Here is a 22,730-nt window from a genome sequence, read left to right on the forward strand (position 1 = left end):
GACTACGGCTGAGTAATCGTAAGCGTTTGTCCAGCGCCGACATTGGGCTGGATCGTTTCGGAACCGTCCGGCCATGTAATGCGCAGTCCGCCGGCCGTGTTGGCACCCATGCCGAAGATCTGATCGGTGGAATTGTGCGAGATGAAGTTGCTGTTCACCGAAACCATGCGGGTTTGCGTGGTGTCACCAATGGTCAATTCCACAATCGCGCCAACAGCGTAGGTGTTCGGTGCTTTGCCGCGCAGCCGCACTTTGAGCGTGTTCGCGCCGCTCAGCAGGTTTTCCCAAAAATAGACCGCACCCGTTGGCTCAGCCGTCAGCAAAAGCGCGTCGACATCGCCGTCATTGTCGAAATCATCGCAGATGACACCGCGCCCCTGATCGGTGTCCGCAACCGAAGACGCCTGCGCAGCGTCGGCGAAGGTCTTGTCTCCGGCATTCATCCAGAGGCGCGTGACATCATTGACGTAGTTGGATGCAGACGGGTCTTTGCCCGCCTCCCAGCCATTGGTCTGATAAATGTCGAGCCATCCATCACCGTTGAAATCGGCAAAGCATGATCCCCAGCCCCAGCCACCGGGTTCGACGCCAGATGCGGCGTTGCGCAAGAAGTTGCCGCTGCCTGTGTTTTCGAAAAGACGGTTGCCGTTGATGGAGGAAACGAACCAATCGAAATCGCCATCATTGTCGAAATCACCGATCGCGGTGCCCATTCCGTTTTCGTCGTCCGGCGTGAACGGGGCGGCGCTGAATGTGCCGTTGCCGTTGTTGAGCAAGATCTTGGAGCCACGGAAGTCCGAGACCATCAAGATATCGAGATCGCGGTCGCCATCAATATCGGCGAGATCCCGGAGCGAAGGTGTAATCGAAATTCGGGCCAAGAACACCTTGCGGTAGATCGAAGGCAAGTAGGCCAGATATGCCACTTGCGGCGCTTACTGGAGTGAATGAGGGCGCGCCTGCAACACTGTCATTGCGCCAGAGCGTCTCGGTCTCGCCCGGATTGGCCGGATCGCGTGGTGTGCCCCAATGCGCCATCAGCACATCAAGATCACCGTCGGCGTCATAGTCGCCCAGTGCCATCGAAATCGTCTGGTTGGTCGAAGCGTTGTCGAAGCCCGAGCCGACGGTCGCGTCAGTGAAGTTGCCTGACCCATCGTTGAGGTAGAGCATGGTCGGACCACTCTCTAACCCGCCGAGCAGCAAGTCCAGATCGCCATCGCCATCCAGATCACCAAAGGTCGGTCCGCTATGGCGCCCGTTGGCAGTGCCGAGCGTGTTGGCAAGGCCGGCTGCCGCTGCGCTTTCGACGAAAGTGCCACCTTGGTTGATGTAAAGCAGGTTCGGGCCGGTATCACCGCGCGCGATGAAGACATCGATATCGCCATCATCGTCGATGTCACCCGATGCCGCGCCGCCTGCGAACTGCGCGACCATGATGTTGAGGCCGGTCGAGAATCCGAAATTGTGACCGAACCCTGCAGCTGCCGTACGGTCCGCGAAACTTGTGTTGGCTCCGGCAGGCAATGCTGCGCTGGAGGGCGTGGGTGAAGGGGTAGGGGAGCCGCCGATGGGGCCACCACCTGTGGGAGGTGCGGGGCTATCCGAACCACACGCAACCAATGTAGCGGCCAAGGCCAAACTTGTGGCAAGCGCCATCATGCGTTTCGATGTCATTTCGATCCCTCTCCCAAGCGTGTTATCCACGCTCAATGCAAAAACTTGCAGAAAAATCGCTTGGAGAAAAGGGGGTATTCGATATTATGCCGATTATCGGGAGATATTTTTTGCAGAAATTTGCAAACGCGGCTTGAGGCGCTCGCACATTCTGCTTGAGGAGGGATCAATGCCGCGTTTTCTGGCCAAACTTCTGTCTGTTCTAGCTTTGGCGATGGTGGCTGTTGCGCCTGCCTATGCGGGTACGCTGCAAGTAAAGTCTCCTGACGGGAAAATCGTTGTCACTGTTTCTGATGAGGGTGGCCACGCCAGCTATTCGGTCACCTATGACGGTGAAGAGGCGATCCCCTCATCCCGCCTTGGTCTTCTGTTTGCTGAGCATCACGGATTTGAAGACGATCTGAAGCTTGGAAGCGTTGGGCTTGGCTCGAAGAAGGACACCACTTGGGAACAGCCGTGGGGCGAGCGTCGCCTTGTACGCGATAATCACAACCAGCTTCTAGCAACCTTCACCTCGACCACCGGCCCAGAACGTCGGATGCGGGTGGAGTTTCGCGTGTTCGATACCGGCGTGGGTTTTCGCTATCACTTGCCTCAACAGGATGCCTTGCAGGGCGATCTTAAGATAACCGACGAACTGACACAGTTCTCAATCGGCAGTGAGGCGGATGCTTGGTGGACGCCGAGCCGCCAGTTCAATCGCTACGAATACATCTATCGCAAGGACAAGGCCGGCAAGGTCAACGACGCGCACACGCCGGTCACTTTCCGTCAGCCCAACGGGCTTCACATCAGCATCCATGAAGCGGCACTGGTCGACTACTCTGGGATGTCATTGCTCGCGCTGCGTCCCGGCGGTTTTGAGGCGCAGCTTCGTGCTGGCTCAGACGGAGTGAAGGTCCACACCAAGGCGCCATTCAAATCGCCATGGCGGACAATCCAGATCGCGCCCAAGGCAACCGGCCTGATCAATTCGGACATAATTCTGAACCTCAACGAACCCAACAAGCTGGGCGACGTATCTTGGGTTGAGCCTGGCAAGTATGTCGGCATCTGGTGGGCGATGCATATCCGAGAGCGCACTTGGGGCAATGACGGCATCCACGGCGCGAACAATGAAGATGTGAAACGCTACATCGATTTTGCCGCCGAGCACGGCTTCAAAGGTGTGTTGGTTGAAGGCTGGAACATTGGCTGGGACGGCGACTGGTTCAACAATGGCGAGCTGTTCGACTTCACGAAAAGCTATGACGATTTCGACCTGCCGATGTTGGCCGAATACGGCGCCAAGAAAGGCGTCCGGATCATCGGTCACCACGAAACCAGTGGCAATGTCGCCAACTACGAAAAACAGATGGAAGCCGCCTTCGACCTCTACGAAAAAAACGGCGTTCGCGAGGTCAAGACCGGCTATGTCGCCGATGCCGGTGACATTGTGCGGTATGACGAAAACGGTGTGAAGCAATATGAGTGGCATGACAGCCAGTTCATGGTTGACCACCACCTGCGTGCTGTTGAGGCTGCGGCCAAACGCAAGATCTCGATCAATGCGCACGAACCGGTGAAAGACACTGGCCTGCGTCGCACCTATCCCAACTGGATGACCCGCGAGGGCGCGCGCGGGATGGAGTTCAACGCTTGGGGCACGCCGCCTAATCCAACCGAGCATATCTCAGTCCTCGCTTACACGCGGATGCTGTCTGGTCCGATGGATTTCACGCCTGGCATCTTCAACCTGAAGCCGAACGAAAAGCCCCCCGTTCGTGAAGACATGCAACGTGGGGATGCGTCCAACCGTCCGCAGACGACGTTGGCCAAACAACTGGCGCTGTATGTTGTGCTGTACTCACCTTTGCAGATGGCAGCAGACCTGCCCGAGCACTATGAAGAGCGCATGGACGCCTTCCAGTTCATCAAGGATGTCGAGGCCGATTGGGAAGAGACCATCGCGCTTGACGGCGAAGTCGGCGAGTATGTCGCTATTGCACGGAAAGGCCGGGCAGGGGGCGAATGGTTCCTCGGCGCGGTAACCGATGGCGAGCCTCGGGAAATGGCCATTGCTCTGGATTTCCTCGAGGAAGGGAAAACCTACACCGCGCAAATCTACCGTGATGGTGCCAATGCGCATTGGGATACCAATCCGTACGATATCGTCATCGAGGAAGTCACTGTGACTAGCGCGGACAGCCTCAAAGCCATACTTGCCTCTTCAGGCGGCATCGCGGTGCGGTTCGTCGAAAAGTGAGGGATCAAGAAGATTGGTGGACGCACTAGGGTTCGAACCTAGGACCCGCTGATTAAGAGTCAGCTGCTCTACCAACTGAGCTATGCGTCCGTGCCGATCTTGATCGGGATGTGATCCTACGCGTCGACTTCGACGGTGTTTCGAATCGCCCCTCTTCAGGGGAGCGCTGCAAATAGCTATCCGCGCGTTGATGACAAGGGGTTTTAGCCTTTGTCGTGTTGCAGAATTTGTGCGAGGCGCTGCCGCATGGCTTCCGATAGGGCGACTTTGGACTCGAGCTCATCACTGATGTTTTGCTCGATCAGGACCAACCCGCGGCATTCGAGGTCCTTGATAATCCTCAGCGCTTCGGGCTGCTTGATATCGACGAGATGATGGACTTGGCGAAGAGTGGTGGTGACGCCGTTCATTTCACGGCGATACAATGAGTGGGCGAGCAGCGCTGCACTCTCGCCGCCAATGGCGTCAGGCGCTTCGCGATCGTCACGGCGTGCCTCAAAGCGTTCACGCAACTTTTTTGCCGAGGCGCCCAGGCCCAACATCTGTGTCTCCACCATTTGAAAACTGATGCCTGGCGGCAGACGAGCGCATTATGGGGGTGCACCGCTACCGCCAGGACTTGAGCGCTCAACAAGCTGCCGTTTAACCGGTGCATGCGACCCGAACACTCAAACTCTCAATGAGTGGGTTACATTTGCCAGATGATAACGTTCCCAGACAGTCCCCTTGTTGGGGGACCTGTGGTAAACAAATGTAACATGCAGCGTCATTTTGCTCATATTGAAGCGCTGACAGACATCAGCGAAGTGCTCTGGTACGCGGTTGAAGTGTGCAAGGAGCAGGGGGTTCTGCGCCAAAGCTATCATTTCACGCCGCTCTTTGACTCGCCCACGTCACACCGAACTGTTGTGCACGCGATCGGCTATGATCCTGAGTGGTTAGAGCTCTACGATACTGCTGACTTTCGTTCGAAAGATCCCATTCCGGATCGTGTCATGCGGCATGGACAAATGCTGACATGGAGCGAGGCGCGATCAATTGAAGAGAATACGCCAGAGAACGAGGAGTTCTTTGCCGCGCTCGAGAAATACGGGCTCATCCACGGTTTCGGCTTACCGCTTTTTGGGCCGCGTGGGCGCGACGCGTATGCCTCTTTCGATTTTGGGCGTCCGGTCAGTCAGGTCTCGGATGACCGGATTGGCATCGTACGAAGCGTTCCCCAAGCGGCGCATCAACGTGTTTGTATCCTGCTCGATTCCACAAGGACGTTGCCCGAGTTATCGGATCGCGAGAGTGAAGTCCTGCACTGGATCGTGCAGGGAAAATCTCTGTCGGTCATTGCCGATATCTTGGAGATTTCTCACGATACGGTGAAGACCTATGCCAAGCGGATTTATGACAAGCTGGGAACATCCGACCGCATCGGCGCAGTTGTAAAAGCGTTGAAGCTTGGTCTGGTAACGGCCTAGTTTCGGAGCCCACCTCGCGGGGCGTGTCGGTTCCAACGGTTCACCATCATCAACGCGCCGATACAGATCATATTGGTGAGCATGGATGATCCGCCGTGGCTCATAAATGGCAGTGGAATGCCCACCACTGGAGCCATCCCCATGACCATCAGCAGATTGACCGCGATGTAGAAAAAGATCGTAGCAACCATTCCGCCCGCCAGCAGATTTGAAAAACGGTCCCGGGATGCACGTGCAACATTCCAACCCCAACGCAAAATGAGTGCGAAAACGCCGATGACAAACATGCCTCCGATCAGACCCCATTCCTCCGCCATTGTGGCAAAGACAAAGTCAGTGTGAGGTTCCGGCAGATATTGGAGGTGGCTTTGCGAACCTTCATTGAACCCCTTGCCAAAGATGCCGCCTGACCCGATGGCAATCTTTGATTGGGTGATATGGTATCCGTCCCCCAGAGGATCGGACTCGGGGTTGAACATCGTCAGGATGCGCTGCTGCTGATATTCCTGAAGGCCGACGTAGAAGAGGACAGGCGCCGCCGCGACGGCCGCGATACCACCACCTACAAACCACTTCATCGGCAGGCCGGCCAGTAGCATCACTACGCCCCCACCAAATACAATCGCCAGCGATGTACCAAGGTCTGGTTGCAGCAAGACTAGAGCAACGGGTGTCATCACCAGCGCGCCTGGCAATACAATTGCTCTCCAAGATCCGATAAGGCCCACGGGCAAAGTCGAGTAAAACTGCGCCAGTGTCACCACGACGACTGGCTTCATGATCTCAGACGGCTGAAGCACCATAAATCCGAGGTCGAGCCATCTTTGGCTGCCCCCGCGCAGCGCGCCCATAGCCTCCACCGCAACCAGCAAGGCGAGAACGACTAGGTAGACCGGATAGATCATCAGTCTCACGAAATCGCGCGAGAACAGTGTGATGATGGATGCCATCACTAGAAACACACTGAAGCGGATGAGGTGTGACGATGCGAAAGGTTGCATCGACCCGCCAGCTGCCGAGAACAGGACTGCGGCTCCGAACGCGACTAGCAGGAATAGCGGGATCAGCATCTGCCATGGCTGCCGCGCTATCGGCTCGGGAATGATCGAGTTCATTCGCCAGCTCCCGCTTCGGGAATGGAGGCATCTGGCGGCGGTGTGCCTGATGGGTTCGCAATCGGTCGAGGCGCGACGAAATCGTCTGCAATCTCTTCGGGTGCTTGCGCGGCCACGCGGGCCTCTGCCTCGACGCGCGCGAAGATATCCTCGTCGCGGCGGGGCTGGGCCACAATGTCTTCTCCGCGCTCGGCGGCATAGGCTGCATATCGCTTTTCAAGCCTTTGCTGCGCAGTGCCTCCCCACTGGCTTTCCAGGGCGCGCAGCGCGTCCATGCCCTTCGCGGGGTCGAACATGAAGGTCATGACATCGCGTGCAATGGGGTAGGCAGATCCGGACCCGCCGCCATGCTCAATGACGACAACGCCGGCATATCGCGGCTTGTCAGTCGGTGCGAAGAAAATGAACAGGCCATGGTCACGGTACTCCCATGGACCGCTGCGACCGTCAGAGACGCTCAACGAAACGACCTGTGCGGTGCCGGTCTTGCCAGCCATTTGGATGTCGGGGAAGGGCAGACGCCCACGACCCGCAGTGCCCGGACCGTTGACCACATCGCTCATCGCTTGGCGGATGTAAGTGATTTGGTCGCTCTCGAAATTGTAGCTGTCATGCGACGGCTTCTTGTCATCGATCACGAGCCGCGGTTTGATTACCTTGCCGGTAGCAAGACGCGCGGCCTGCACCGCGAGTTGTAGTGGGCTGGCGAGATAATAACCTTGGCCGATTGAAGCGTTGACGGTGTCGAACGGCTCCCATGCGCGATCAAACTTCTGCTGCTTCCACTCGGCGTTCGGAACCGTGCCGTAGAACTGGCTGATGACGGGCAGAGGGTAATCCTGGCCCATGCCAAAATTACGCGCCATTTCAGCGACTTTGTCGAAGCCGATCTTCTGCGCGAAGTGATAGAAATAGCTATCACAGCTCTGATAAATGGCCTTCGCCATATCAACCGTGCCGTGATTGCCCCAACAGTTAAAGAAACGGTTTCCGATCCGACGGCCACCACCGCACGTGATCGTTTCGTCTGGGCTTACACCGGCTTCCATGAACGCAAGACAGTGCATCGGCTTAATAGTGGAGCCCGGCGGATAGAGGCCTTTGAGCACCTTGTTGCGCAAGGGAACCCGTTCGTCCTCGCGCAGCATCGCGTATTCGACGCTGCCTATGCCATCGGAAAAGCTGTTGGGGTCAAAGCTCGGCATCGACGCCATGCAAAGCAGATCGCCCGTCTCGCAATCCATGACAACAACCGAGCCGCTTTCGAGGCCAATCCGACGCGCCGCGTAGTCTTGGAGCGGACCATCAATCGTCAGCTTGACCGCATTGCCCTGAACATCTTCGCGCGTTTCAAGATCGCGTACAATGCGACCTGATGCCGTGACCTCGACCCGCCGAGCGCCCGGTGTGCCGCGCAAGTCCTGCTCAAACTGCTTCTCGAGACCGTCTTTGCCGATTTTGTAGCCCGGTGTGATCAGCAGCGGATTACGTTCTTCCTCGTCATATTCCTCGGCATTAGCGGGGCCGACATAGCCGATGAGGTGACCGACGCTGGACGCGGTCGGATAGTAGCGTGAGAAACCGCGCTGTGGGATGACACCCTGCATGTCTGGCAGGCGGACACTCAGCGCAGCGAATTGGCCGTATTCCAAGCCGCTCGCGACTTCGACAGGCTGATAGCCGCTGCTTTCCTCGACCTTGGCCTTGATGTCGGCGATGCGCGTCGGCTCAAGGCTTAAGAGCGCGCCAATCTGGTCAATGGTTTTGTCTGCATCTTCGCCCAGTCGCTCCGGTATAACGTCGACGCGGAAGTCAGCGCGATTTGAGGCGAGGGGGCGCCATTACGGTCCAGCAGCCATCCGCGCCGAGGAGGAATGAGCGATAGATTGACCCGGTTGCTTTCGGATTCGAGCCGGTACTTTTCGTTCTCGGCAATGGCGATGTAACCCATGCGCCCGGCGAGTAGCACGGCAACACCGCCCTGGATCGTTCCGATCAGCACACTGCGGCGCTTGAATGTGTCCCGCAGTTTGGAGGCGGTCATGGTCGTCGTCGCCCCTGACAATCCGCCCTTTCTTCGGCCCATGATTCGGCCAAGCCACTTGCTCAATTGATCCTCCGCGTGCGCACGAGGCGGAAGGCATCTAGGGATGCGACGATGCGGGCGAACACCGGATAAAGAAGGATCGAGACGGCGATCTGCGGCGCGGCTGCCAAGGCCTTATGCTCGGTAATGGGAGCGCCGGAAATCATCATTGCGGCGATTGTGTAGAGCGCGATGCCTAGACTGGCGGTGAACCAATCCTGCCAGAAACCACGCCAAGGGAAACGCGCCTCTATCACTTCCAGCGCGATCATCGTGAGAGACCAGAGAAGCACAGCGCTGCCAAAAGGCTGACCACTGAAGAGGTCATCGAAGATGCCGAGCGGAACGCCAATCCACATCGGCATCAGACCGGGACGCATTACGCGCCAACAGATCAGCATCACATATCCCATCGAGGGCAGGGCGGGCATTGCATCTGCCAACAAGAACACGGGGAGAAGCGAACCGAGCATGATCGAAGCGTAAGGGACAATGCCTGCGCGCCACGGCGACGCGACGCGGTTGATCCGGTCCTTCCGCCGAGGCTGTGCCATTGAAGAAGATAGCCGGCTCATTCCCCTTCGGCGCCTTCCTGATCCTCAAGCGGGCGATCCTCGCGCGCGCTTGCAGCCTCGACGGCAACCGGTGCAAATATCGGATCAACAGCCACAAAATCAGTCGCGGATGGGTCTGCAATCAGGCGAGCCAAAGCGCCATCTGCAGTAACTTCGCTTACAATCGCGACGGCGACATCGGGTCGATAGAATCCGCCTGCTCCGCTGGTGACGAACACATCGCCTTCTTCGAGCGGGTTGATGCCGAGATTGATCAGGCGAATGCGGATAAGCCCATCACCGCGTCCTTCGGCAAATGCCGGGGTGGAGTCCGTCGCACGGCGAACAGGCAGACGGCTCTCGCTGTCGGTGAGAAGCAATATGCGCGTGGAATTGCCAGCCACCTCTAGTGTGCGTCCGACGATACCTCTGGGCGACCGCACGGCCATACCGGGCCGGACGCCATCACTTCGGCCAACGCCAATGTGCGCAAAACGGCGGCTACTGGTGGAGCTGGACCCGATCAGACGGGCAACCGCTACGGGCTCCACGTCTGCTTCAGCAAGGCCGAGCAGGCCTTTCAGGCGGGTGTTCTCCTGTTGGATGGCTTCCGCTTCGGCCAGGCGGATACGGGCGATCTCCATCTCTTCGCGAAGTTCAGCATTTTGGCTGCCCGCGTACCAGAAGCCTTGGACCGTATCCCAAATGCTGTTGCTGCTGCCGCGGACCGCTGCCGCGCCTTCGCCTGCCGGAGATACAACGTCATTGGCGGCCCCACGAACCGGAGCAAATGCCGATGGTTGCCAGAATGACAGGATCAGCAGCACCACACCCAAGAGCGCGCCGAGCACAGCCAAGAGGTACCCGGCGAAGACCGAATACTGGGCTTTCTTCGAAAAGCTCGAACGACGCGATTTGGGCGGCGCCATGCGCTATGTGTCCCTTCTTGGTTCCCCCTTGCGGGATTACGCGGTCATCAAGACGCCGCGATAGATCGGATCCTCCATCGCGCGGCCAGTGCCGACCGCAACGCAGGTCAGGGGGTCTTCGGCGATGGACACCGGCAGACCGGTCTCTTCGCGCAGATGCTCATCCAGACGACGGATCAATGCGCCGCCACCAGTCAGAACAATACCCTGATCCACGATGTCCGCCGCCAGTTCCGGGGCGGTGTTTTCCAGCGCGATACGAACGCCTTCGACGATGGCACCAATTGGCTCGGAGAGAGCCTCTGCCACATGCGACTGGTTGATCGTGATCTCTTTCGGCACGCCGTTCACAAGGTCACGCCCCTTCAAAGTGAAGGTCTCGCCAATGCCATCATCAGGCGCCATCGCAACGCCATAATCCTTTTTGATACGCTCAGCCGTGGCATCACCGATCAGGAGGTTGTGGTGTCGTCGCACATAGGAGACGATCGCTTCGTCCATCTTGTCGCCACCGGTGCGAACCGAAGTGGTGTAAGCCAGGCCACGAAGCGACAGGACAGCCACCTCGGTGGTGCCGCCACCAATGTCGACGACCATGGAGCCAACCGGCTCGGTTACCGGCATGTCAGCACCGATGGCAGCCGCCATCGGCTCAAGGATAAGGTAAACTTCAGAAGCGCCAGCGTTCGACGCGGCATCGCGGATCGCGCGCTTTTCAACCGAGGTCGACCCTGACGGAACGCAGATCACGATTTCGGGGTAGCGGAACAGGTTTCGCTTGCCATGCACCTTGCGGATGAAGTGCTTGATCATTTCCTCGGCAATTTCGATGTCGGCGATCACGCCATCGCGCAGTGGACGAATGGCTTCAATCGTGTCCGGCGTCTTGCCCATCATCATCTTTGCATCGTCGCCCACCGCCTTGACGCGCTTGATACCGTTGATGGTTTCAATGGCGACCACAGATGGTTCATTAAGGATGATGCCTTGGTCCTGAACATAGACCAGCGTGTTAGCGGTACCCAGGTCGATGGCCATGTTCTGCGACCCGAATTTAAACAGATTGGCAAAGAAGCTCATTACGTGAAATTTCCATAGGGTTCGGGCTTCTTCTCGCAGACCCCCTGCAAGGCGAAAAACCCGAGAATTAGGGTGATTTGCTGCGCCTAGCGAAAAGCTGGGAAAAAGGCCAAATTTTTGTTGACCGAAGCGCTGTTTTTACACTGCTCCACTCGAATTTGCGACGCGCAGGCGCTAGCATGCGGCAAATGCCTCAAATTCGACGTCTTCCATCGGGCCTTGTGAACCGTATTGCTGCTGGCGAAGTGGTTGAACGGCCTGCGGCTGCGCTCAAAGAGCTGGTTGAGAACGCAGTGGACGCTGGTGCACGGCGAGATCGATGTGGCTTTGACCGATGGCGGGCTCACCCGGCTTGAGGTTACCGATGATGGCTGCGGGATGAGCGCAGAAGACATGGCGCTGGCGCTGGAGCGGCATGCCACGTCCAAGCTGCCTGATGATGCAATAGAAATGGTTCAGACGCTGGGATTTCGGGGTGAGGCGCTCCCCTCTATTGCAAGTGTCGCTCGCCTGACATTGGAGAGCCGCGTGCGCGGTGCCGAAGATGGTTGGCGACGTGTAGTCGATCACGGCGAGGTGATCGAGGAGGGCCCCGCGGCGTTGCCTCCCGGGACGCGCGTGCGGGTGGAGCAGCTGTTTGCCAAGGTGCCCGCACGACGCAAATTCCTGCGCACACCGCGGAGCGAGTATATCGCGTGCCTCGATATCGTCCGCCGTCTGGCCATGGCGCGCCCTGATATCGCGTTCACTTTGGAGAACGGAGCGGAAGGCAAGACGCGGCGCGCCTTTGCAACGCAGCCGGATGAAGAGCTCGCCACCCGCGTTGCGCAGATCGTCGCGCGGGAGTTGAAAGACAATGCCGTCGCCATCGATCTTGGCCGTGATACCGAGCATGGCGAGATGCGGCTGACGGGTCTCGCCGGTCTACCGACCTACAATCGCGGCGTTGCCGATCACCAGTATCTGTTCGTCAATGGCCGTCCGGTGAAGGACAAACTGCTGACCGGAGCGGTCCGCGGGGCCTATTCCGACATGCTCGCGCGCGATCGTCATGCGGTGCTGGCGCTGTTCCTTGAAATCCCGCCGCAGGATGTGGATGTGAACGTCCATCCGGCCAAGACCGAGGTGCGCTTTCGCGACGCCAATGGTGTGCGTGGGTTCATCGTGTCTGGCTTGCGTCAGGCGCTAGCGAGCGGTGACCGGCGCAGCGCGCAAGGGCCGGATCGCGGGGCTATGGAGCGGTGGCAGGCAGAGCCCGTGCGTGAAGAGCCAGCTGCTCTACGCTCAATCTTCGAAGGCCGTGACTGGGCGGCGCCGCAATCACGCGTTTCGGAAGCGCGACCCGATTGGTCGCCGCCCCGCGAGGATCACGCTCTCCCTCAAGGCCGCGCCGAAGAGGCCGCGCAGGTGCCGGAAGATGCGGAGCAATACCCGCTGGGCATAGCCCGTGGTCAGGTCGCCAACACCTATATCGTTGCAGAGAGTGCTGACGGGCTGGTGCTGGTCGATCAACACGCAGCGCATGAACGGCTAGTGCTCGAACGCATCAAACGCGCAGGGGCGGAAGACGCAGTCAAACGGTCGCAAGCGCTGCTGGTGCCCGATGTGGTCGAGATGGACGAGGCCGATTGCGACCGGCTTGAAGAAGCGGCCGAAGGGTTGGGGCGGTTCGGGCTGACAGTGGAGCGCTTCGGCCCCTCGGCCATGCTTGTCCGGGCAGTGCCTGCTGCGATTGCCAAGGCCGACACGACCAAGCTGCTGCAAGACCTCGCCGACGATATCGCCAAACACGGCAAACAAGATGACAGCGGCGCGTTGTTGCTCGCCGAGCGGTTAGACTATGTCCTAGCCACCATGGCGTGCCACGGATCAGTGAGGGCAGGGCGCGTGCTCAGCGTGGCTGAAATGAACGCCCTGCTGCGCGAAATGGAAGCCACCCCGCGCTCAGGCCAGTGCAACCACGGCAGGCCCACTTGGGTGAAGCTTGATATGGAAGATGTCGAGAAACTGTTCGGACGGCATTGAGTGGCGGTTAGAACTCGCAACTACACTTAAAACATGGAGCACTGTTCCATGATGGCTCTTCCGCTCGTTTCGATTTTAACCGTCGCATCGACGCGGCCCAAATCGCTGTCATTGTAAGACACCTTTGCGCCGTCCACTTTCGCTCCGGCTTTCCCCATGAACGCCAGCGTTAGCCTGTCTTCGAGTGACTTGTAAGCGGCGGATCTCTGGCTCGGGGTAAGCCGCTGCAACTTGTCATCAAAGCATTCGCAGTCGCTGGAAGAAGCGCTGAATGACAAGTGTCGGGCGCTTTGCAGATAATCGCGGTCGCATTGGTCATAGATGTCGCTGCGCTCATAACCATCGCTGGTGTGCGAACCACCCAGTGCGCCGGAAAATGTTGCGTATGCACCTGCGAAAAGCGTAAGTGCGCCTACGCCAATATAGATCGGATTCATGTTTCTGCTCCCCAAAGATAAATCATCTTTGGTGAGCACAATAGCCACGATAGGTTTAGAATTTGTCTTGCTGGCTTACTGTCGAACTAATCGGTGTAGCGCTAGGGTAAGAAGATCGTTCGCGGGATACATCAAAAGCGATAGCCAGTGAACTGTTTGCCTTCGCGATGCGGCTCAAGCCCTTTTTCTTGCCTAAGTGCAATTAAACGTTGAACTTGAACAGCATCACATCGCCGTCCTGTACGTCGTAGTCCTTGCCCTCCTGACGCATCTTGCCTGCTTCTTTCGCACCCGCTTCACCGTTCAGAGCGATGTAGTCTTCATACGCAATCGTCTCTGCGCGGATGAAGCCTTTCTCGAAGTCAGTGTGGATTTCGCCCGCCGCTTGTGGGGCTTTGGCGCCTTCGGGGAAGGTCCATGCGCGTGCTTCTTTGGGGCCTGCTGTGAAGAAGGTGTTGAGGCCGAGCAGCTTGTATCCGGCGCGGATCACGCGGGCGAGGCCGCTTTCCTCGAGGCCTAGCGCTTCGAGATATTCGGCCCGGTCTTCCATGGGCATGGAAATCAGTTCGGCTTCGATGGCGGCTGAAACGACGACCGCTTGCGCGCCTTCGGCTTCGGCCTTGGCAAACACCTGTTCTGAAAGTGCGTTGCCGGTTGATGCCTCGTCCTCGGCAACATTGCAGACATAGAGTACCGGCTTAGCGGTCAGCAGCTGCGCTTGTTCGAACAGCCGCGCTTCCTCATCATCCTTCGGCTCAGTCAAGCGCGCCGGTTTGCCGTCTTTCAGCAACTCAAGCGCCTGACCAAGAACGCTAGCGAGGATCTTGGCTTCTTTGTCGCCGCCGGTGGCGCGTTTGGCTGCAGCGGGTACACGTTTTTCAAGGCTTTCGAGGTCCGCGAGCATCAACTCGGTTTCGACCACTTCGGCGTCGGTCAACGGATCAACCTTGTTGGCGACGTGCTGGATGTCGTCATCTTCGAAACACCGCAGAACATGCACAATCGCATCGACTTCGCGGATATTGCCAAGGAACTGGTTGCCTAGGCCTTCGCCTTGGCTCGCGCCCTTCACAAGGCCCGCAATGTCGACAAATGCCAGCTGCGTTGCGACAACCTTCGCGCTGCTGGCGATAGCAGCGATTTTCTCGAGCCGCTCATCAGGAACTGCAACTTGGCCGACATTCGGCTCGATCGTGCAGAACGGATAGTTTGCAGCCTGCGCGGCCTGCGTTTCGGTCAATGCATTAAAAAGGGTGGACTTGCCGACATTGGGCAAGCCGACAATCCCGCAACGGAAACCCATGGGAAACTCCGGAAAAAAGTCAGGCCGCGGCCCTTAGCGCCGCTTAGCAGCAATGGCTAGCCCAGCCGCGCAGAGTTACGCGTTGTGCACTGCCTTGATCCACGGACCATAAGGCGATGCGCCAAGCCAATCGATCTGCGCTTTTGCACTTGCCTCGTTGACTGCGATCTGCGGTTTCAGCCCTGGATGGACCGGGCGGCGCAGGGGACGGGTGCCCGCAGGCATGGCGATGATCTCCGCCATCGCGCGCGGTACGTCCATCGGATCGGTTGAGCCGCCGCCGGTGCGCTGACCCAGTCCGGCAATCAGCGCCTGATATCCATCGGTGTGCTTCTTGTCGGCGCGCGACAGCAAGGCGAGAGCGTTTTCGTTGGCGTTCTTCCAGATCATGGTCGGATACCCGCCCGGTTCGATGACATTGACGTCGATACCGTGCGGGACAAGCTCGTACGCGAGGCTTTCGCTGAGCGCTTCGAGTGCGAACTTGGTCGGCGAATATTGCCCAAACGCGGGCACAATCACACGGCCTAGCTGCGAGGAGACATTGATGATCAGCCCACTCTTGGCTGCACGCATGGATGGAAGCACAGCGCGGATCATGCGCTGCGGGCCAAAGACGTTGGTGTCGAAGATGTGTTTGGTCGCTTTCAAGTCCTGAATTTCAATCGGACCGCCATAGGAGATGCCGGCATTGTTGATCAGCACATCAATCGGGCCGCCATTGATGGTCAGCGCTTCGTTGACGCCAGCCTCGACCTGCTCGTCGGATGTCACGTCGATCTCGATAACGTGAAGCTTTACCTTCTGGTCTTTGGCGAAGGCGCGAAGCTCTTCGGCTTCCTTGCGCGGTACATTGCGCATTGTTGCGAACACCGTTGCGCCTGCTTTCGCGAACATCTCTGCAGACAGACGGCCAAAGCCGGTGGAGCAACCGGTGATCAGAATGCTCTTGCCCGTCAGGTCAGGCTCGGATTGCAGCTTATCGCTCTGCGCGACAGCTGCAGTGGCAGCTAGTGCGCCAGTGGCAGCGGCGCTGGCGAGGAGGGTGCGGCGATCGAAACTGAGCATGACTGTAATCCTTTTTGTCGGGTCGCGAGCATTCTAAGCGTTAGAGCTGGTGCCGTCGATGACCTTAGTCGGCTCTTCCGGTGCTTTATCGAAAACTCCGAGCCGGTGCATTTCGTTCTGCACATACCAGATCGCCCAGATATCGTAGAGCGCATGCCCGATTATAACCGCTAGCAGGCTTTCGAGTGCGAAGTAGAGCAGGCCAAACACGATACCGATGATGAAGATGAATGTTGCCACGCGCAGCTTGGCGAGATGCATCAAGGAGAACAATGCGGAGGTAACAATCAGCGCGGCCCAAAAAGGTATGTAATCACTGGCAATAACCAACAGGCCACCACGGAACAGCGCCTCCTCCCAAATGCCCGCGCACAAAGAGAGAATGATAATGGGGCCCCAGCCCAGCTTATTTCTGAGGAAAGCGAGGCTGTGCGCCTGATCGCGGATCAATTGTTCGCCGAGCTTTGGCAGTAGTTTGAACAACAGATAGCCGCCCGCGATGAGAGTGCCGGCGAGGACGACACCATAGAAAATTTGCTGGGCGTCGACGGTTACGAATTCGGAGAGCGGTCTCCCAGACAACCACCATAGTCCAACGCCAATTGCCGTGAATACGGCCGCTTGCAGACAGGTCATGCCGACGAGTGTCGGAACCGGCATATCGGCCATATCTTCGCTTGGGTGTCTGCTCATTGCATCCTTAGCGCTACGTCGCTCATGAAACGGGGGTTGTCCCCCTTGGCCAGCCACTCCGCCTCTGCGCCGATCGCACCGAGCATGTTGGCAAGGTCGTCTTGCTCACTTTTCGCATAATTGCCAAGCACATACCCGCTCACGCGGTCTTTGTGTCCGGGATGCCCGATGCCCACTCGTACCCGGCGAAAATCTGCACCGAGATGTTTGTCGATGGACCGCAAGCCATTGTGGCCCGCCGTGCCGCCACCTTGCTTAACCTTCACCTTGAATGGAGCTAGGTCGAGTTCGTCATGGAACACAGTTAGCGCGTCGAGCTCGAGCTTATAGAAGCGCATTGCTTCGCCCACGCTTCGCCCGCTTTCGTTCATGAAGGTTGCGGGCTTCAGCAGCAGGACCTTTTCGAAGCCGACACGGCCTTCCTGAACCCACCCTTGGAATTTCTTCTGGACAGGGCCGAAATTGTGCATGTCCGCGATAACGTCACACGCCATGAAGCCGACATTGTGTCGGTGCAAAGCGTATTTCGGTCCAGGATTTCCAAGGCCAACCCATATCTGCATGAGCGCTCTCTAAACACCTCTTGCCTAAAACAAAACACCGAGCCCCTTGCGGGACCCGGTGTATTGGTGATTGCGTGAAACGCGAAGGAGAGGGGAGGCCTATTCGCCGCCTTCTTCTTCGTCGCCCTTCTGAGCGGTTGCTTCGACTTCGTCGGCTGCAACTTCTTCGCCTTCGGTTTCATCATCGCTTTCGCTGCGCTTGAGCGCGGATGGTGCGACGAGGGTAGCGATGGTGAAGTCACGATCGGTGATCGCGCTCTCGCTGCCTTCAGGCAGGTTGATTTCACTGATGTGGATCGAGTCGCCAACTTCTTTGCCGGTGACGTCGATTTCGATCTCGCTCGGGATCTTGTCTGCAGCGCAGACGAGGTCGAGTTCGTGGCGAACAACGTTGAGAACGCCGCCCTTTTTCAGGCCTGGCGAGTCGTCTTCGTTGGTGAACACAACCGGGATCGAGACGTCGACTTTCGCGTCGCGCGCAAGGCGCAGGAAGTCAACGTGCGTCGGACGGTCTGTAACCGGGTGCAGAGCAACGTCTTTAGGGAGTGTACGAACCGTATCACCGCCGATTTCGATCTTCACGATGGAGTTCATGAAGTGTCCGGTCCCGAGTTGCTTGACCAGTACCTTCTCTTCCACGTGGATGGTGGTTGGTTCTTCCTTACCGCCGTAAATCACGGCGGGAACACGGCCTTCGCGGCGAAGTGCACGGGAGGCTCCCTTGCCTGCCCGTTCGCGCGCCTCAGCCGGCAGAGTAAGAGCGTCGCTCATAATGCTACCTTTCGATTGCGTTGTTTGAATTGTCGCTTCGGTTCAACCACGCCTCCAGGGATGACCATGGCACCGAAGGGCGCGCCGTTAGAGCACGCTGGGGCGATTGGCAACTGTTTTCGCCCGCGACCGGATCAGCGATTCACGCGTCGAACGGTGTATCCATCCGCTTCGAGCAGGGCGGGCAGGCCCTGATCGCCGACAAGATGCGCGGCACCCACTGCAACGAGGGGCTTGGCCTCCGTGTCCAAAACCGGCAGCAACTTCTTCATCCACGCCCGGTTTCGGTCCACCAACAATGCATCGCGCACCTGCTGGTCCTTAAGGGCACCGGTTAGCGTGGCTTCTTCTAAAGCGCTTTCATCGCCTGAGAGCCACGCGGCCAACAGCTCCTTCGCTTCGGCTTCGGCTCGACCAGGAGTAACGACCGTGCTGGTCAGCAGGACCCGCTGATCTTCCTCAGCCAGCGCGTCAAAGATGCTAAGCTGGGCAAATGTGCCCTCAAATTCGCGCACTTCACGGTCCTTGAAATCTGCGATGATGGCGCGGTCAACGCCGTTCTCGGCCTCACCCAAGGCATCACTTTGCGCCAGCATCAGGGCGGCGGCCCAAGTCTCGATTGCGGTAAAGGCGTCTGGCGAGAAACCAGAGCGTTCGATCAGATCATCCAACGTGTCGCGTTTGCTTGGGGGAACACGCTGGGCGAGGGAAGGGAGGCCATGGGTCGTGCCCAACTCTGCGAAAACCTGACCTGCCCTTTGCTGGTTTCCCAGATCGGCAACCTCGACGATGACCATATCCGCCTTGCTCACGGCATCGTTTATCGCGTCTGTTCGCCAAGGTGTATCATCAGGTAGAAGGTGGATCGTGCCAAGCATCCAGCCTTCGATCTCGCCGGAGGAATTGGCGATCTCAAAGAGAAGTGGGTTGGTTGTATTTGCTGGCGCTTCCGGTTCAGATGAGCAGGACACCAGAGCCGCTGCTAGGAAGGCACCAAAAGCTACGCGGAGGGTGTTTGAGACCCTCCGCGCAGCGTTCGTTTCAGTTGAAGTGGAAAGCTTATTGAACACGTGCAGTCTGAATACCCTTTTCCTTCAGATAGTCCTGAACGCTCTTTTCGCCAGCCAAATGTCCGGCACCGACAGCCATGAAGACCGTCCCCGGCTTTTCCATGCGGGCATCGATCCACTCAGCCCAGTTCTTGTTGCGGTTATAAAGAAGACGGTCGGCGAGCACGGGATCAGCACTGAGTGCTTCGTTCATCATCGCACCCAATCCATCAGCATCACCTTTCGCCCAGAGATCGACCATCGCATTCAGGCCCTTAATACCCTCAACCGGATCGGCAGCGAATTCAAGGAAGTACGTCAGTTGCTGGTCATCTGGGAGTCCGTCAAAAACATCGATCTGCGCTGAAACTGTCTCCAATGCCTCCCGCTCTACTTTGGGGCCTACGATGCCTTCCAGTACGGTTTCGACACCGTTTTCGGCAGTGATGCCAATTCCGGCAGACACGCCTTGCAAGAGAGCAATTGATGCTAGCCATGGCTTTAGCGGGTCGAAGGCTTCGGGTGGGATCTGAAGCTTGGCCATTCCTGCTTCAAAGCTAGCAAGCTGTTCTTCGTTCATCATGCTCCGAAGCGTTTTGCCTTGCGGCAGTGTTCCGCGATTTTGAAATTCCAGACCGATGGCTGCCTCGGTCTCAGGCGTCATATCAAGCTCGGTAACAAGCGTATCGGCACTTTCGAGAGCGGTCGTCACCAATTCGGTTTTCCAGTTCACGTCCGCAGGAAGCATGTGCACGGTCCCGAACATGTAGATGGTCGTGTCTTCGTCGGTAATCTTCCACATGGCCGGCGCACCGCTTTCGGACGCGGCCTCTGCAACTGGTGCCTCGGCATGATCATCAGCAAATGCCGGCTGCGACAACATAAAGGCGACTGCAGCAGTCGAAGCGGCGAACATCTTGGCAAGTTTCATCGGGATTGTTCCTTTCGGGATATGGGGAATTAGAGGTGATTGAATGAGGGTTGTGTGAACGAGATCATCTTAGTTGGAGCAATCATGCTTAGGCGTAGCGGCGATAGAGCCAGATAACGCTCCAGATGACGCAAATGATAAGCAATACGATCATGGGATCTTGTGCCGGAACCCAGCCTGCCCTGGATGCAAGCCACCATGTCGGTGCAATCATGATGTAGAGGTGAGCTGATACGAGTGCACCATCAGTGTAAGCCGAGGCTTCATGTTCATCGACCGTGCGCCACCACATCCAAGTTCCAATCGGCATAACGACAAGCCAAACAAGAATTCCGATCCCGGCAATTACTGGGTTTGCAGGCCCGTTGGAAAAGAGCGCCACAGGTTCCGATGGATCAAGGAAGATGAACAAGACGCTGAGTGCGAGACCCACACCTAAGCCCACAAGAATCAACTGGTTCGACTTGCGTGTACTTGTCGCAACGATTTCATCTTTACCGTCGGGCCATAGCTTGCGGCATAGCAGGCCCGTCAGAATGATGAGCGCCGCAAAGCCGCCGATATATGCGTAATCGCGCAGTATCAGCTGATCATATTCGAGAGCTTTGACTGTGTAACCCGCAAGAACTCCGGCAAGGAACAGGATCAGCAATCCGCCAATGCCAATGATTAGAACCCGCTTGAGGCCATCGTTCAGGCCAGTTTCGTTATCGTTGTTCACGCGGTTTCTCCATCGTCAAAAATTTCCTCGATACTCGCTTCAAACAGGCGAGCGATGCGGAAGGCCAGCGGCAGGGAAGGGTCATGCTTGCCAGTTTCTATGGCGTTCACAGCCTGGCGGGAGACGTCCAATTGGGCGGCTAACTCAGCCTGAGACCAATCGCGTTCGGCGCGCAGGACTTTCAGTCGGTTCTTCATGTGTTGGTCCCACGGATGCGGAGCCAGAAGTACCCGATCGACCATGAAAGTGCGGCGATCGGGATCATGCCAAGGATGAAGTTTCCGGGTCGCGCATAACCGAGGTTGGGGCTGATAAAGATGTCCCACGCGGCGCCGGTGAGGAACACCGTGATCATGCCGATCAGGGCTGACTGGGTGACTATCTGCTTCATATAGTCATCCCAGCCTTTGCGATCGATCGCATGGACCAGACACGACGCCAGACCCACCAATCCGACTGTTGCCAGAAGGATAAGGCCGCTCGTCATTCCTGCGGTGGAGGAGGCCTGAGGCACAGGCAGTGCGGGGGCGTTGGCGATAATGACCGCAGGGCCTGCAGCCATGAATGCAAATGCTCCATCTACAAGACGGGGTGCGTATAGGCCTTTGGACTGGGTGGACATGATCTAAATCCTCGTTGTGCTTAAAGACCCAGCGCAGCCATTGTCTTTGCCGCGATATTGCCGGCAGCAAAGCCGCTTAGCGCCAGAAGAACGTATGTTTGCCAAAGCTTCATGGTGACTGGTTTGGACAGCAGGGACATAATCTTCTCCATCAGGTCATCCTGACGTTATGTCAGGTATGCCTGACTATATGTCGTGATTCGCTGACTATGTCAAGATAACCTGACTTTCAGTAAGGCGCGCATGACTATTGGTGCGCAATGTCAGGCGCTAGTCCCTTGAAAAATATTTGAAAGTGGCGTCGCGCTATTGAATGCGCTCGACCTCAATACCGTCCGCTTGAAGCATCAGAACAAGCGAATCTGGGCCTTCCATGTGGCCCGCACCGACCGCCAAAAGTAAGTTGCCGGGCGAAGCCATCCGCGCCTTCACCCATTCGTTCCAGGCACGGTTTCGATCGAGCAGCAGCACCTTGTAGAAGGCCTTGCCGAAGGGGCCGTCGAACATTTCCTTCAGGTTGATCTCTTCAAGCTCGCCCTTCGCCCAGCTATGTTCGCTGGCCCAATCGACCTTTTCGGCTTCAAAGAAACGACAGCCATCCCATTCCTCCAGCGAAGTGTCGATTGCCTCGATTAGCGCTGCCTCATCGATCTTGAACAAGTTTTCGAGGACCTCAATCGGGTCTTCGATGGCAGAGATAGGGCGGTTGGTATCCTGGAACTCGGCCTCGATAATGGACTCAACGCCGAGTGTTCTTTCCGAACCCTTAAGTTCGCTCAGCCTGACCGAAATCGCAAGCATGGTCATCATGGGCGGTGCACGCTCCGCCCTCCAGATCGGAATGCGCGCCTGTTCGAGAAGGCGTACGAACTTTGCCACATTCTTTTGGTCAAGCCGTTGGGTCAAAGGCGTTTGCGCTCTGTAGGCTAGCACGAGCTCCGAGAATCGTCTTTCCTCTTCGCTCATTTTGGGAAGGGTGAGTGTTTCACCGTCGATCTTGAGTTCGACGGTCTCTTCCTCCTCCTCATCCTCGCGCGATTCAAACACCACCTCGTCTGTCTCGGCGATCACTTTGTCGAGCAGCGGGGTTCGCCAACGAAAGCCTTGAGGCAGTACGTGATATGTGCCGAATAGATAAATCGTGGTGTCGTCATCCGAGATCTTCCACATGGCGGGCGAGGGCTCGTAGTCCTGAACCGGCGGCTCCGGCGTTGCGGGTGCTGTTTCCTCATCAACTGGACAGACAACGGGCTCGGCGTTTTGCCCGTCGCCCAGCAATGGTACGACTGGCAGCTCTTCCTGTGCCGCATCAACCTCTGCCGTCTGCGCCCATACGGGCTGTCCAAGAGCAAGACCGATACATGCGAGATAGGCAAGAATACGCATCAATAA

The 22,730-nt window shown here is 57.6% G+C and carries 22 protein-coding genes, 1 tRNA gene and 2 pseudogenes; 3 read left to right on the forward strand and 22 right to left on the reverse strand.

The features are described from left to right. Window positions 1-2 precede the first annotated feature (2 nt). Together AC0V6K_RS13735 and AC0V6K_RS13740 are read right to left on the reverse strand one after the other, a co-directional pair. Window positions 3-926 (reverse strand): CRTAC1 family protein, encoded by a 924-nt coding sequence (locus tag AC0V6K_RS13735; protein WP_472623171.1) that lies wholly within the window; start codon window positions 924-926, stop codon window positions 3-5. After that, complete coding sequence (locus AC0V6K_RS13740; RefSeq protein WP_472623173.1) at window positions 832-1,677, reverse strand: FG-GAP-like repeat-containing protein; 846 nt, start codon at window positions 1,675-1,677, stop codon at window positions 832-834. Before AC0V6K_RS13740 ends, AC0V6K_RS13735 begins: the two co-directional genes overlap by 95 nt. Before the next feature lie 169 nt (window positions 1,678-1,846). Between AC0V6K_RS13740 and AC0V6K_RS13745 the strand changes: the two genes are divergently transcribed. Then, entirely contained in the window at window positions 1,847-3,922 is a 2,076-nt protein-coding gene (locus AC0V6K_RS13745; protein WP_472623175.1) for a glycoside hydrolase family 97 protein, read from the forward strand. A 14-nt stretch (window positions 3,923-3,936) separates the two neighbouring features. Here AC0V6K_RS13745 and AC0V6K_RS13750 read toward each other — a convergent pair. Continuing rightward, window positions 3,937-4,012: transfer RNA gene (locus AC0V6K_RS13750), tRNA-Lys, on the reverse strand. A gap of 113 nt (window positions 4,013-4,125) precedes the next feature. Then, a complete protein-coding gene (locus AC0V6K_RS13755) occupies window positions 4,126-4,464 on the reverse strand; it encodes a hypothetical protein (RefSeq protein ID WP_472623177.1) in 339 nt (112 codons plus the stop codon). Between the two features lie 216 nt (window positions 4,465-4,680). Between AC0V6K_RS13755 and AC0V6K_RS13760 the strand changes: the two genes are divergently transcribed. Further along, the gene (locus tag AC0V6K_RS13760; protein ID WP_486172667.1) at window positions 4,681-5,391 is read left to right on the forward strand and encodes a helix-turn-helix transcriptional regulator; all 711 of its coding nucleotides are present in this window, start codon (window positions 4,681-4,683) and stop codon (window positions 5,389-5,391) included. On the opposite strand, the gene rodA is transcribed toward AC0V6K_RS13760, so the two are convergent. From rodA to AC0V6K_RS13785, 5 genes and pseudogenes are all read right to left on the reverse strand, one after another. Next, on the reverse strand, window positions 5,388-6,506 hold the full coding sequence (gene rodA / locus AC0V6K_RS13765) for a rod shape-determining protein RodA (RefSeq protein WP_472623181.1): 1,119 nt from the start codon (window positions 6,504-6,506) through the stop codon (window positions 5,388-5,390). The genes AC0V6K_RS13760 and rodA overlap by 4 nt on opposite strands. After that, a pseudogene (mrdA, locus tag AC0V6K_RS13770) lies at window positions 6,503-8,592 on the reverse strand (penicillin-binding protein 2). Before mrdA ends, rodA begins: the two are co-directional and overlap by 4 nt. 20 nt (window positions 8,593-8,612) lie before the next feature. Continuing rightward, window positions 8,613-9,167, reverse strand: coding sequence for a rod shape-determining protein MreD (locus tag AC0V6K_RS13775; RefSeq protein ID WP_486172668.1), 555 nt, complete (start codon window positions 9,165-9,167; stop codon window positions 8,613-8,615). Continuing rightward, the gene (gene mreC, locus AC0V6K_RS13780; protein WP_472623185.1) at window positions 9,164-10,075 is read right to left on the reverse strand and encodes a rod shape-determining protein MreC; all 912 of its coding nucleotides are present in this window, start codon (window positions 10,073-10,075) and stop codon (window positions 9,164-9,166) included. Before mreC ends, AC0V6K_RS13775 begins: the two co-directional genes overlap by 4 nt. 36 nt (window positions 10,076-10,111) lie before the next feature. Further along, window positions 10,112-11,155 (reverse strand): rod shape-determining protein, encoded by a 1,044-nt coding sequence (locus tag AC0V6K_RS13785; RefSeq protein WP_472623187.1) that lies wholly within the window; start codon window positions 11,153-11,155, stop codon window positions 10,112-10,114. A gap of 188 nt (window positions 11,156-11,343) precedes the next feature. On the opposite strand from AC0V6K_RS13785, the pseudogene mutL reads away from it, so the two are divergent. Beyond that, window positions 11,344-13,180, forward strand: a pseudogene (gene mutL / locus AC0V6K_RS13790) (DNA mismatch repair endonuclease MutL). Window positions 13,181-13,206: 26 nt separating this feature from the next. Here the strand turns inward: mutL and AC0V6K_RS13795 are convergent. The 13 genes from AC0V6K_RS13795 to AC0V6K_RS13855 form a co-directional block, all read right to left on the reverse strand. Continuing rightward, complete coding sequence (locus AC0V6K_RS13795; RefSeq protein WP_472623189.1) at window positions 13,207-13,617, reverse strand: hypothetical protein; 411 nt, start codon at window positions 13,615-13,617, stop codon at window positions 13,207-13,209. Window positions 13,618-13,819: 202 nt separating this feature from the next. Next, the gene (gene ychF / locus AC0V6K_RS13800; RefSeq protein WP_472623191.1) at window positions 13,820-14,920 is read right to left on the reverse strand and encodes a redox-regulated ATPase YchF; all 1,101 of its coding nucleotides are present in this window, start codon (window positions 14,918-14,920) and stop codon (window positions 13,820-13,822) included. A gap of 75 nt (window positions 14,921-14,995) precedes the next feature. Further along, window positions 14,996-15,988: an SDR family oxidoreductase gene (locus tag AC0V6K_RS13805; protein WP_472623193.1), complete on the reverse strand. Its 993-nt coding sequence runs from the start codon at window positions 15,986-15,988 to the stop codon at window positions 14,996-14,998. A gap of 33 nt (window positions 15,989-16,021) precedes the next feature. Continuing rightward, window positions 16,022-16,657 (reverse strand): CPBP family intramembrane glutamic endopeptidase, encoded by a 636-nt coding sequence (locus tag AC0V6K_RS13810; protein ID WP_472623195.1) that lies wholly within the window; start codon window positions 16,655-16,657, stop codon window positions 16,022-16,024. 20 nt (window positions 16,658-16,677) lie between these two features. Continuing rightward, on the reverse strand, window positions 16,678-17,244 hold the full coding sequence (pth, locus tag AC0V6K_RS13815; RefSeq protein WP_472623197.1) for an aminoacyl-tRNA hydrolase: 567 nt from the start codon (window positions 17,242-17,244) through the stop codon (window positions 16,678-16,680). A 99-nt stretch (window positions 17,245-17,343) separates the two neighbouring features. Further along, window positions 17,344-18,015 (reverse strand): 50S ribosomal protein L25/general stress protein Ctc, encoded by a 672-nt coding sequence (locus tag AC0V6K_RS13820; RefSeq protein WP_472623199.1) that lies wholly within the window; start codon window positions 18,013-18,015, stop codon window positions 17,344-17,346. Window positions 18,016-18,149: 134 nt separating this feature from the next. Next, the gene (locus AC0V6K_RS13825) at window positions 18,150-18,986 is read right to left on the reverse strand and encodes a TraB/GumN family protein (RefSeq protein WP_472623201.1); all 837 of its coding nucleotides are present in this window, start codon (window positions 18,984-18,986) and stop codon (window positions 18,150-18,152) included. Window positions 18,987-19,074: 88 nt separating this feature from the next. After that, entirely contained in the window at window positions 19,075-19,995 is a 921-nt protein-coding gene (locus AC0V6K_RS13830) for a TraB/GumN family protein (protein WP_472623203.1), read from the reverse strand. Between the two features lie 88 nt (window positions 19,996-20,083). Further along, on the reverse strand, window positions 20,084-20,716 hold the full coding sequence (locus AC0V6K_RS13835; protein ID WP_472623205.1) for a hypothetical protein: 633 nt from the start codon (window positions 20,714-20,716) through the stop codon (window positions 20,084-20,086). Next, window positions 20,713-20,913, reverse strand: a complete 201-nt coding sequence (locus AC0V6K_RS13840; RefSeq protein WP_472623207.1) for a helix-turn-helix transcriptional regulator — start codon at window positions 20,911-20,913, stop codon at window positions 20,713-20,715. Before AC0V6K_RS13840 ends, AC0V6K_RS13835 begins: the two co-directional genes overlap by 4 nt. Next, window positions 20,910-21,338, reverse strand: coding sequence for a hypothetical protein (locus AC0V6K_RS13845; RefSeq protein ID WP_486172669.1), 429 nt, complete (start codon window positions 21,336-21,338; stop codon window positions 20,910-20,912). Before AC0V6K_RS13845 ends, AC0V6K_RS13840 begins: the two co-directional genes overlap by 4 nt. Window positions 21,339-21,358: 20 nt before the next feature. Beyond that, entirely contained in the window at window positions 21,359-21,490 is a 132-nt protein-coding gene (locus AC0V6K_RS13850; RefSeq protein ID WP_486172670.1) for a hypothetical protein, read from the reverse strand. Between the two features lie 154 nt (window positions 21,491-21,644). Then, window positions 21,645-22,724: a TraB/GumN family protein gene (locus AC0V6K_RS13855; RefSeq protein WP_472623211.1), complete on the reverse strand. Its 1,080-nt coding sequence runs from the start codon at window positions 22,722-22,724 to the stop codon at window positions 21,645-21,647. Window positions 22,725-22,730 lie beyond the last annotated feature (6 nt).

Source organism: Erythrobacter sp. S43 (assembly GCF_057364955.1).

What these genes read in the sequence shown, in the direction of transcription:
- AC0V6K_RS13760 (WP_486172667.1), top strand. Translation starts at nt 4,681, where the DNA reads ATGCAGCGTCATTTTGCTCATATTGAAGCGCTGACAGACATCAGCGAA.
- AC0V6K_RS13805 (WP_472623193.1), bottom strand. Translation starts at nt 15,988, where the DNA reads ATGCTCAGTTTCGATCGCCGCACCCTCCTCGCCAGCGCCGCTGCCACT.
- AC0V6K_RS13855 (WP_472623211.1), bottom strand. Translation starts at nt 22,724, where the DNA reads ATGCGTATTCTTGCCTATCTCGCATGTATCGGTCTTGCTCTTGGACAG.
- rodA (WP_472623181.1), bottom strand. Translation starts at nt 6,506, where the DNA reads ATGAACTCGATCATTCCCGAGCCGATAGCGCGGCAGCCATGGCAGATG.
- AC0V6K_RS13755 (WP_472623177.1), bottom strand. Translation starts at nt 4,464, where the DNA reads ATGTTGGGCCTGGGCGCCTCGGCAAAAAAGTTGCGTGAACGCTTTGAG.
- AC0V6K_RS13785 (WP_472623187.1), bottom strand. Translation starts at nt 11,155, where the DNA reads ATGAGCTTCTTTGCCAATCTGTTTAAATTCGGGTCGCAGAACATGGCC.
- AC0V6K_RS13810 (WP_472623195.1), bottom strand. Translation starts at nt 16,657, where the DNA reads ATGGCCGATATGCCGGTTCCGACACTCGTCGGCATGACCTGTCTGCAA.
- AC0V6K_RS13845 (WP_486172669.1), bottom strand. Translation starts at nt 21,338, where the DNA reads ATGTCCACCCAGTCCAAAGGCCTATACGCACCCCGTCTTGTAGATGGA.
- AC0V6K_RS13775 (WP_486172668.1), bottom strand. Translation starts at nt 9,167, where the DNA reads ATGAGCCGGCTATCTTCTTCAATGGCACAGCCTCGGCGGAAGGACCGG.
- AC0V6K_RS13740 (WP_472623173.1), bottom strand. Translation starts at nt 1,677, where the DNA reads ATGACATCGAAACGCATGATGGCGCTTGCCACAAGTTTGGCCTTGGCC.
- mreC (WP_472623185.1), bottom strand. Translation starts at nt 10,075, where the DNA reads ATGGCGCCGCCCAAATCGCGTCGTTCGAGCTTTTCGAAGAAAGCCCAG.
- AC0V6K_RS13745 (WP_472623175.1), top strand. Translation starts at nt 1,847, where the DNA reads ATGCCGCGTTTTCTGGCCAAACTTCTGTCTGTTCTAGCTTTGGCGATG.
- pth (WP_472623197.1), bottom strand. Translation starts at nt 17,244, where the DNA reads ATGCAGATATGGGTTGGCCTTGGAAATCCTGGACCGAAATACGCTTTG.
- ychF (WP_472623191.1), bottom strand. Translation starts at nt 14,920, where the DNA reads ATGGGTTTCCGTTGCGGGATTGTCGGCTTGCCCAATGTCGGCAAGTCC.
- AC0V6K_RS13820 (WP_472623199.1), bottom strand. Translation starts at nt 18,015, where the DNA reads ATGAGCGACGCTCTTACTCTGCCGGCTGAGGCGCGCGAACGGGCAGGC.
- AC0V6K_RS13840 (WP_472623207.1), bottom strand. Translation starts at nt 20,913, where the DNA reads ATGAAGAACCGACTGAAAGTCCTGCGCGCCGAACGCGATTGGTCTCAG.
- AC0V6K_RS13795 (WP_472623189.1), bottom strand. Translation starts at nt 13,617, where the DNA reads ATGAATCCGATCTATATTGGCGTAGGCGCACTTACGCTTTTCGCAGGT.
- AC0V6K_RS13830 (WP_472623203.1), bottom strand. Translation starts at nt 19,995, where the DNA reads ATGAAACTTGCCAAGATGTTCGCCGCTTCGACTGCTGCAGTCGCCTTT.
- AC0V6K_RS13850 (WP_486172670.1), bottom strand. Translation starts at nt 21,490, where the DNA reads ATGGAGAAGATTATGTCCCTGCTGTCCAAACCAGTCACCATGAAGCTT.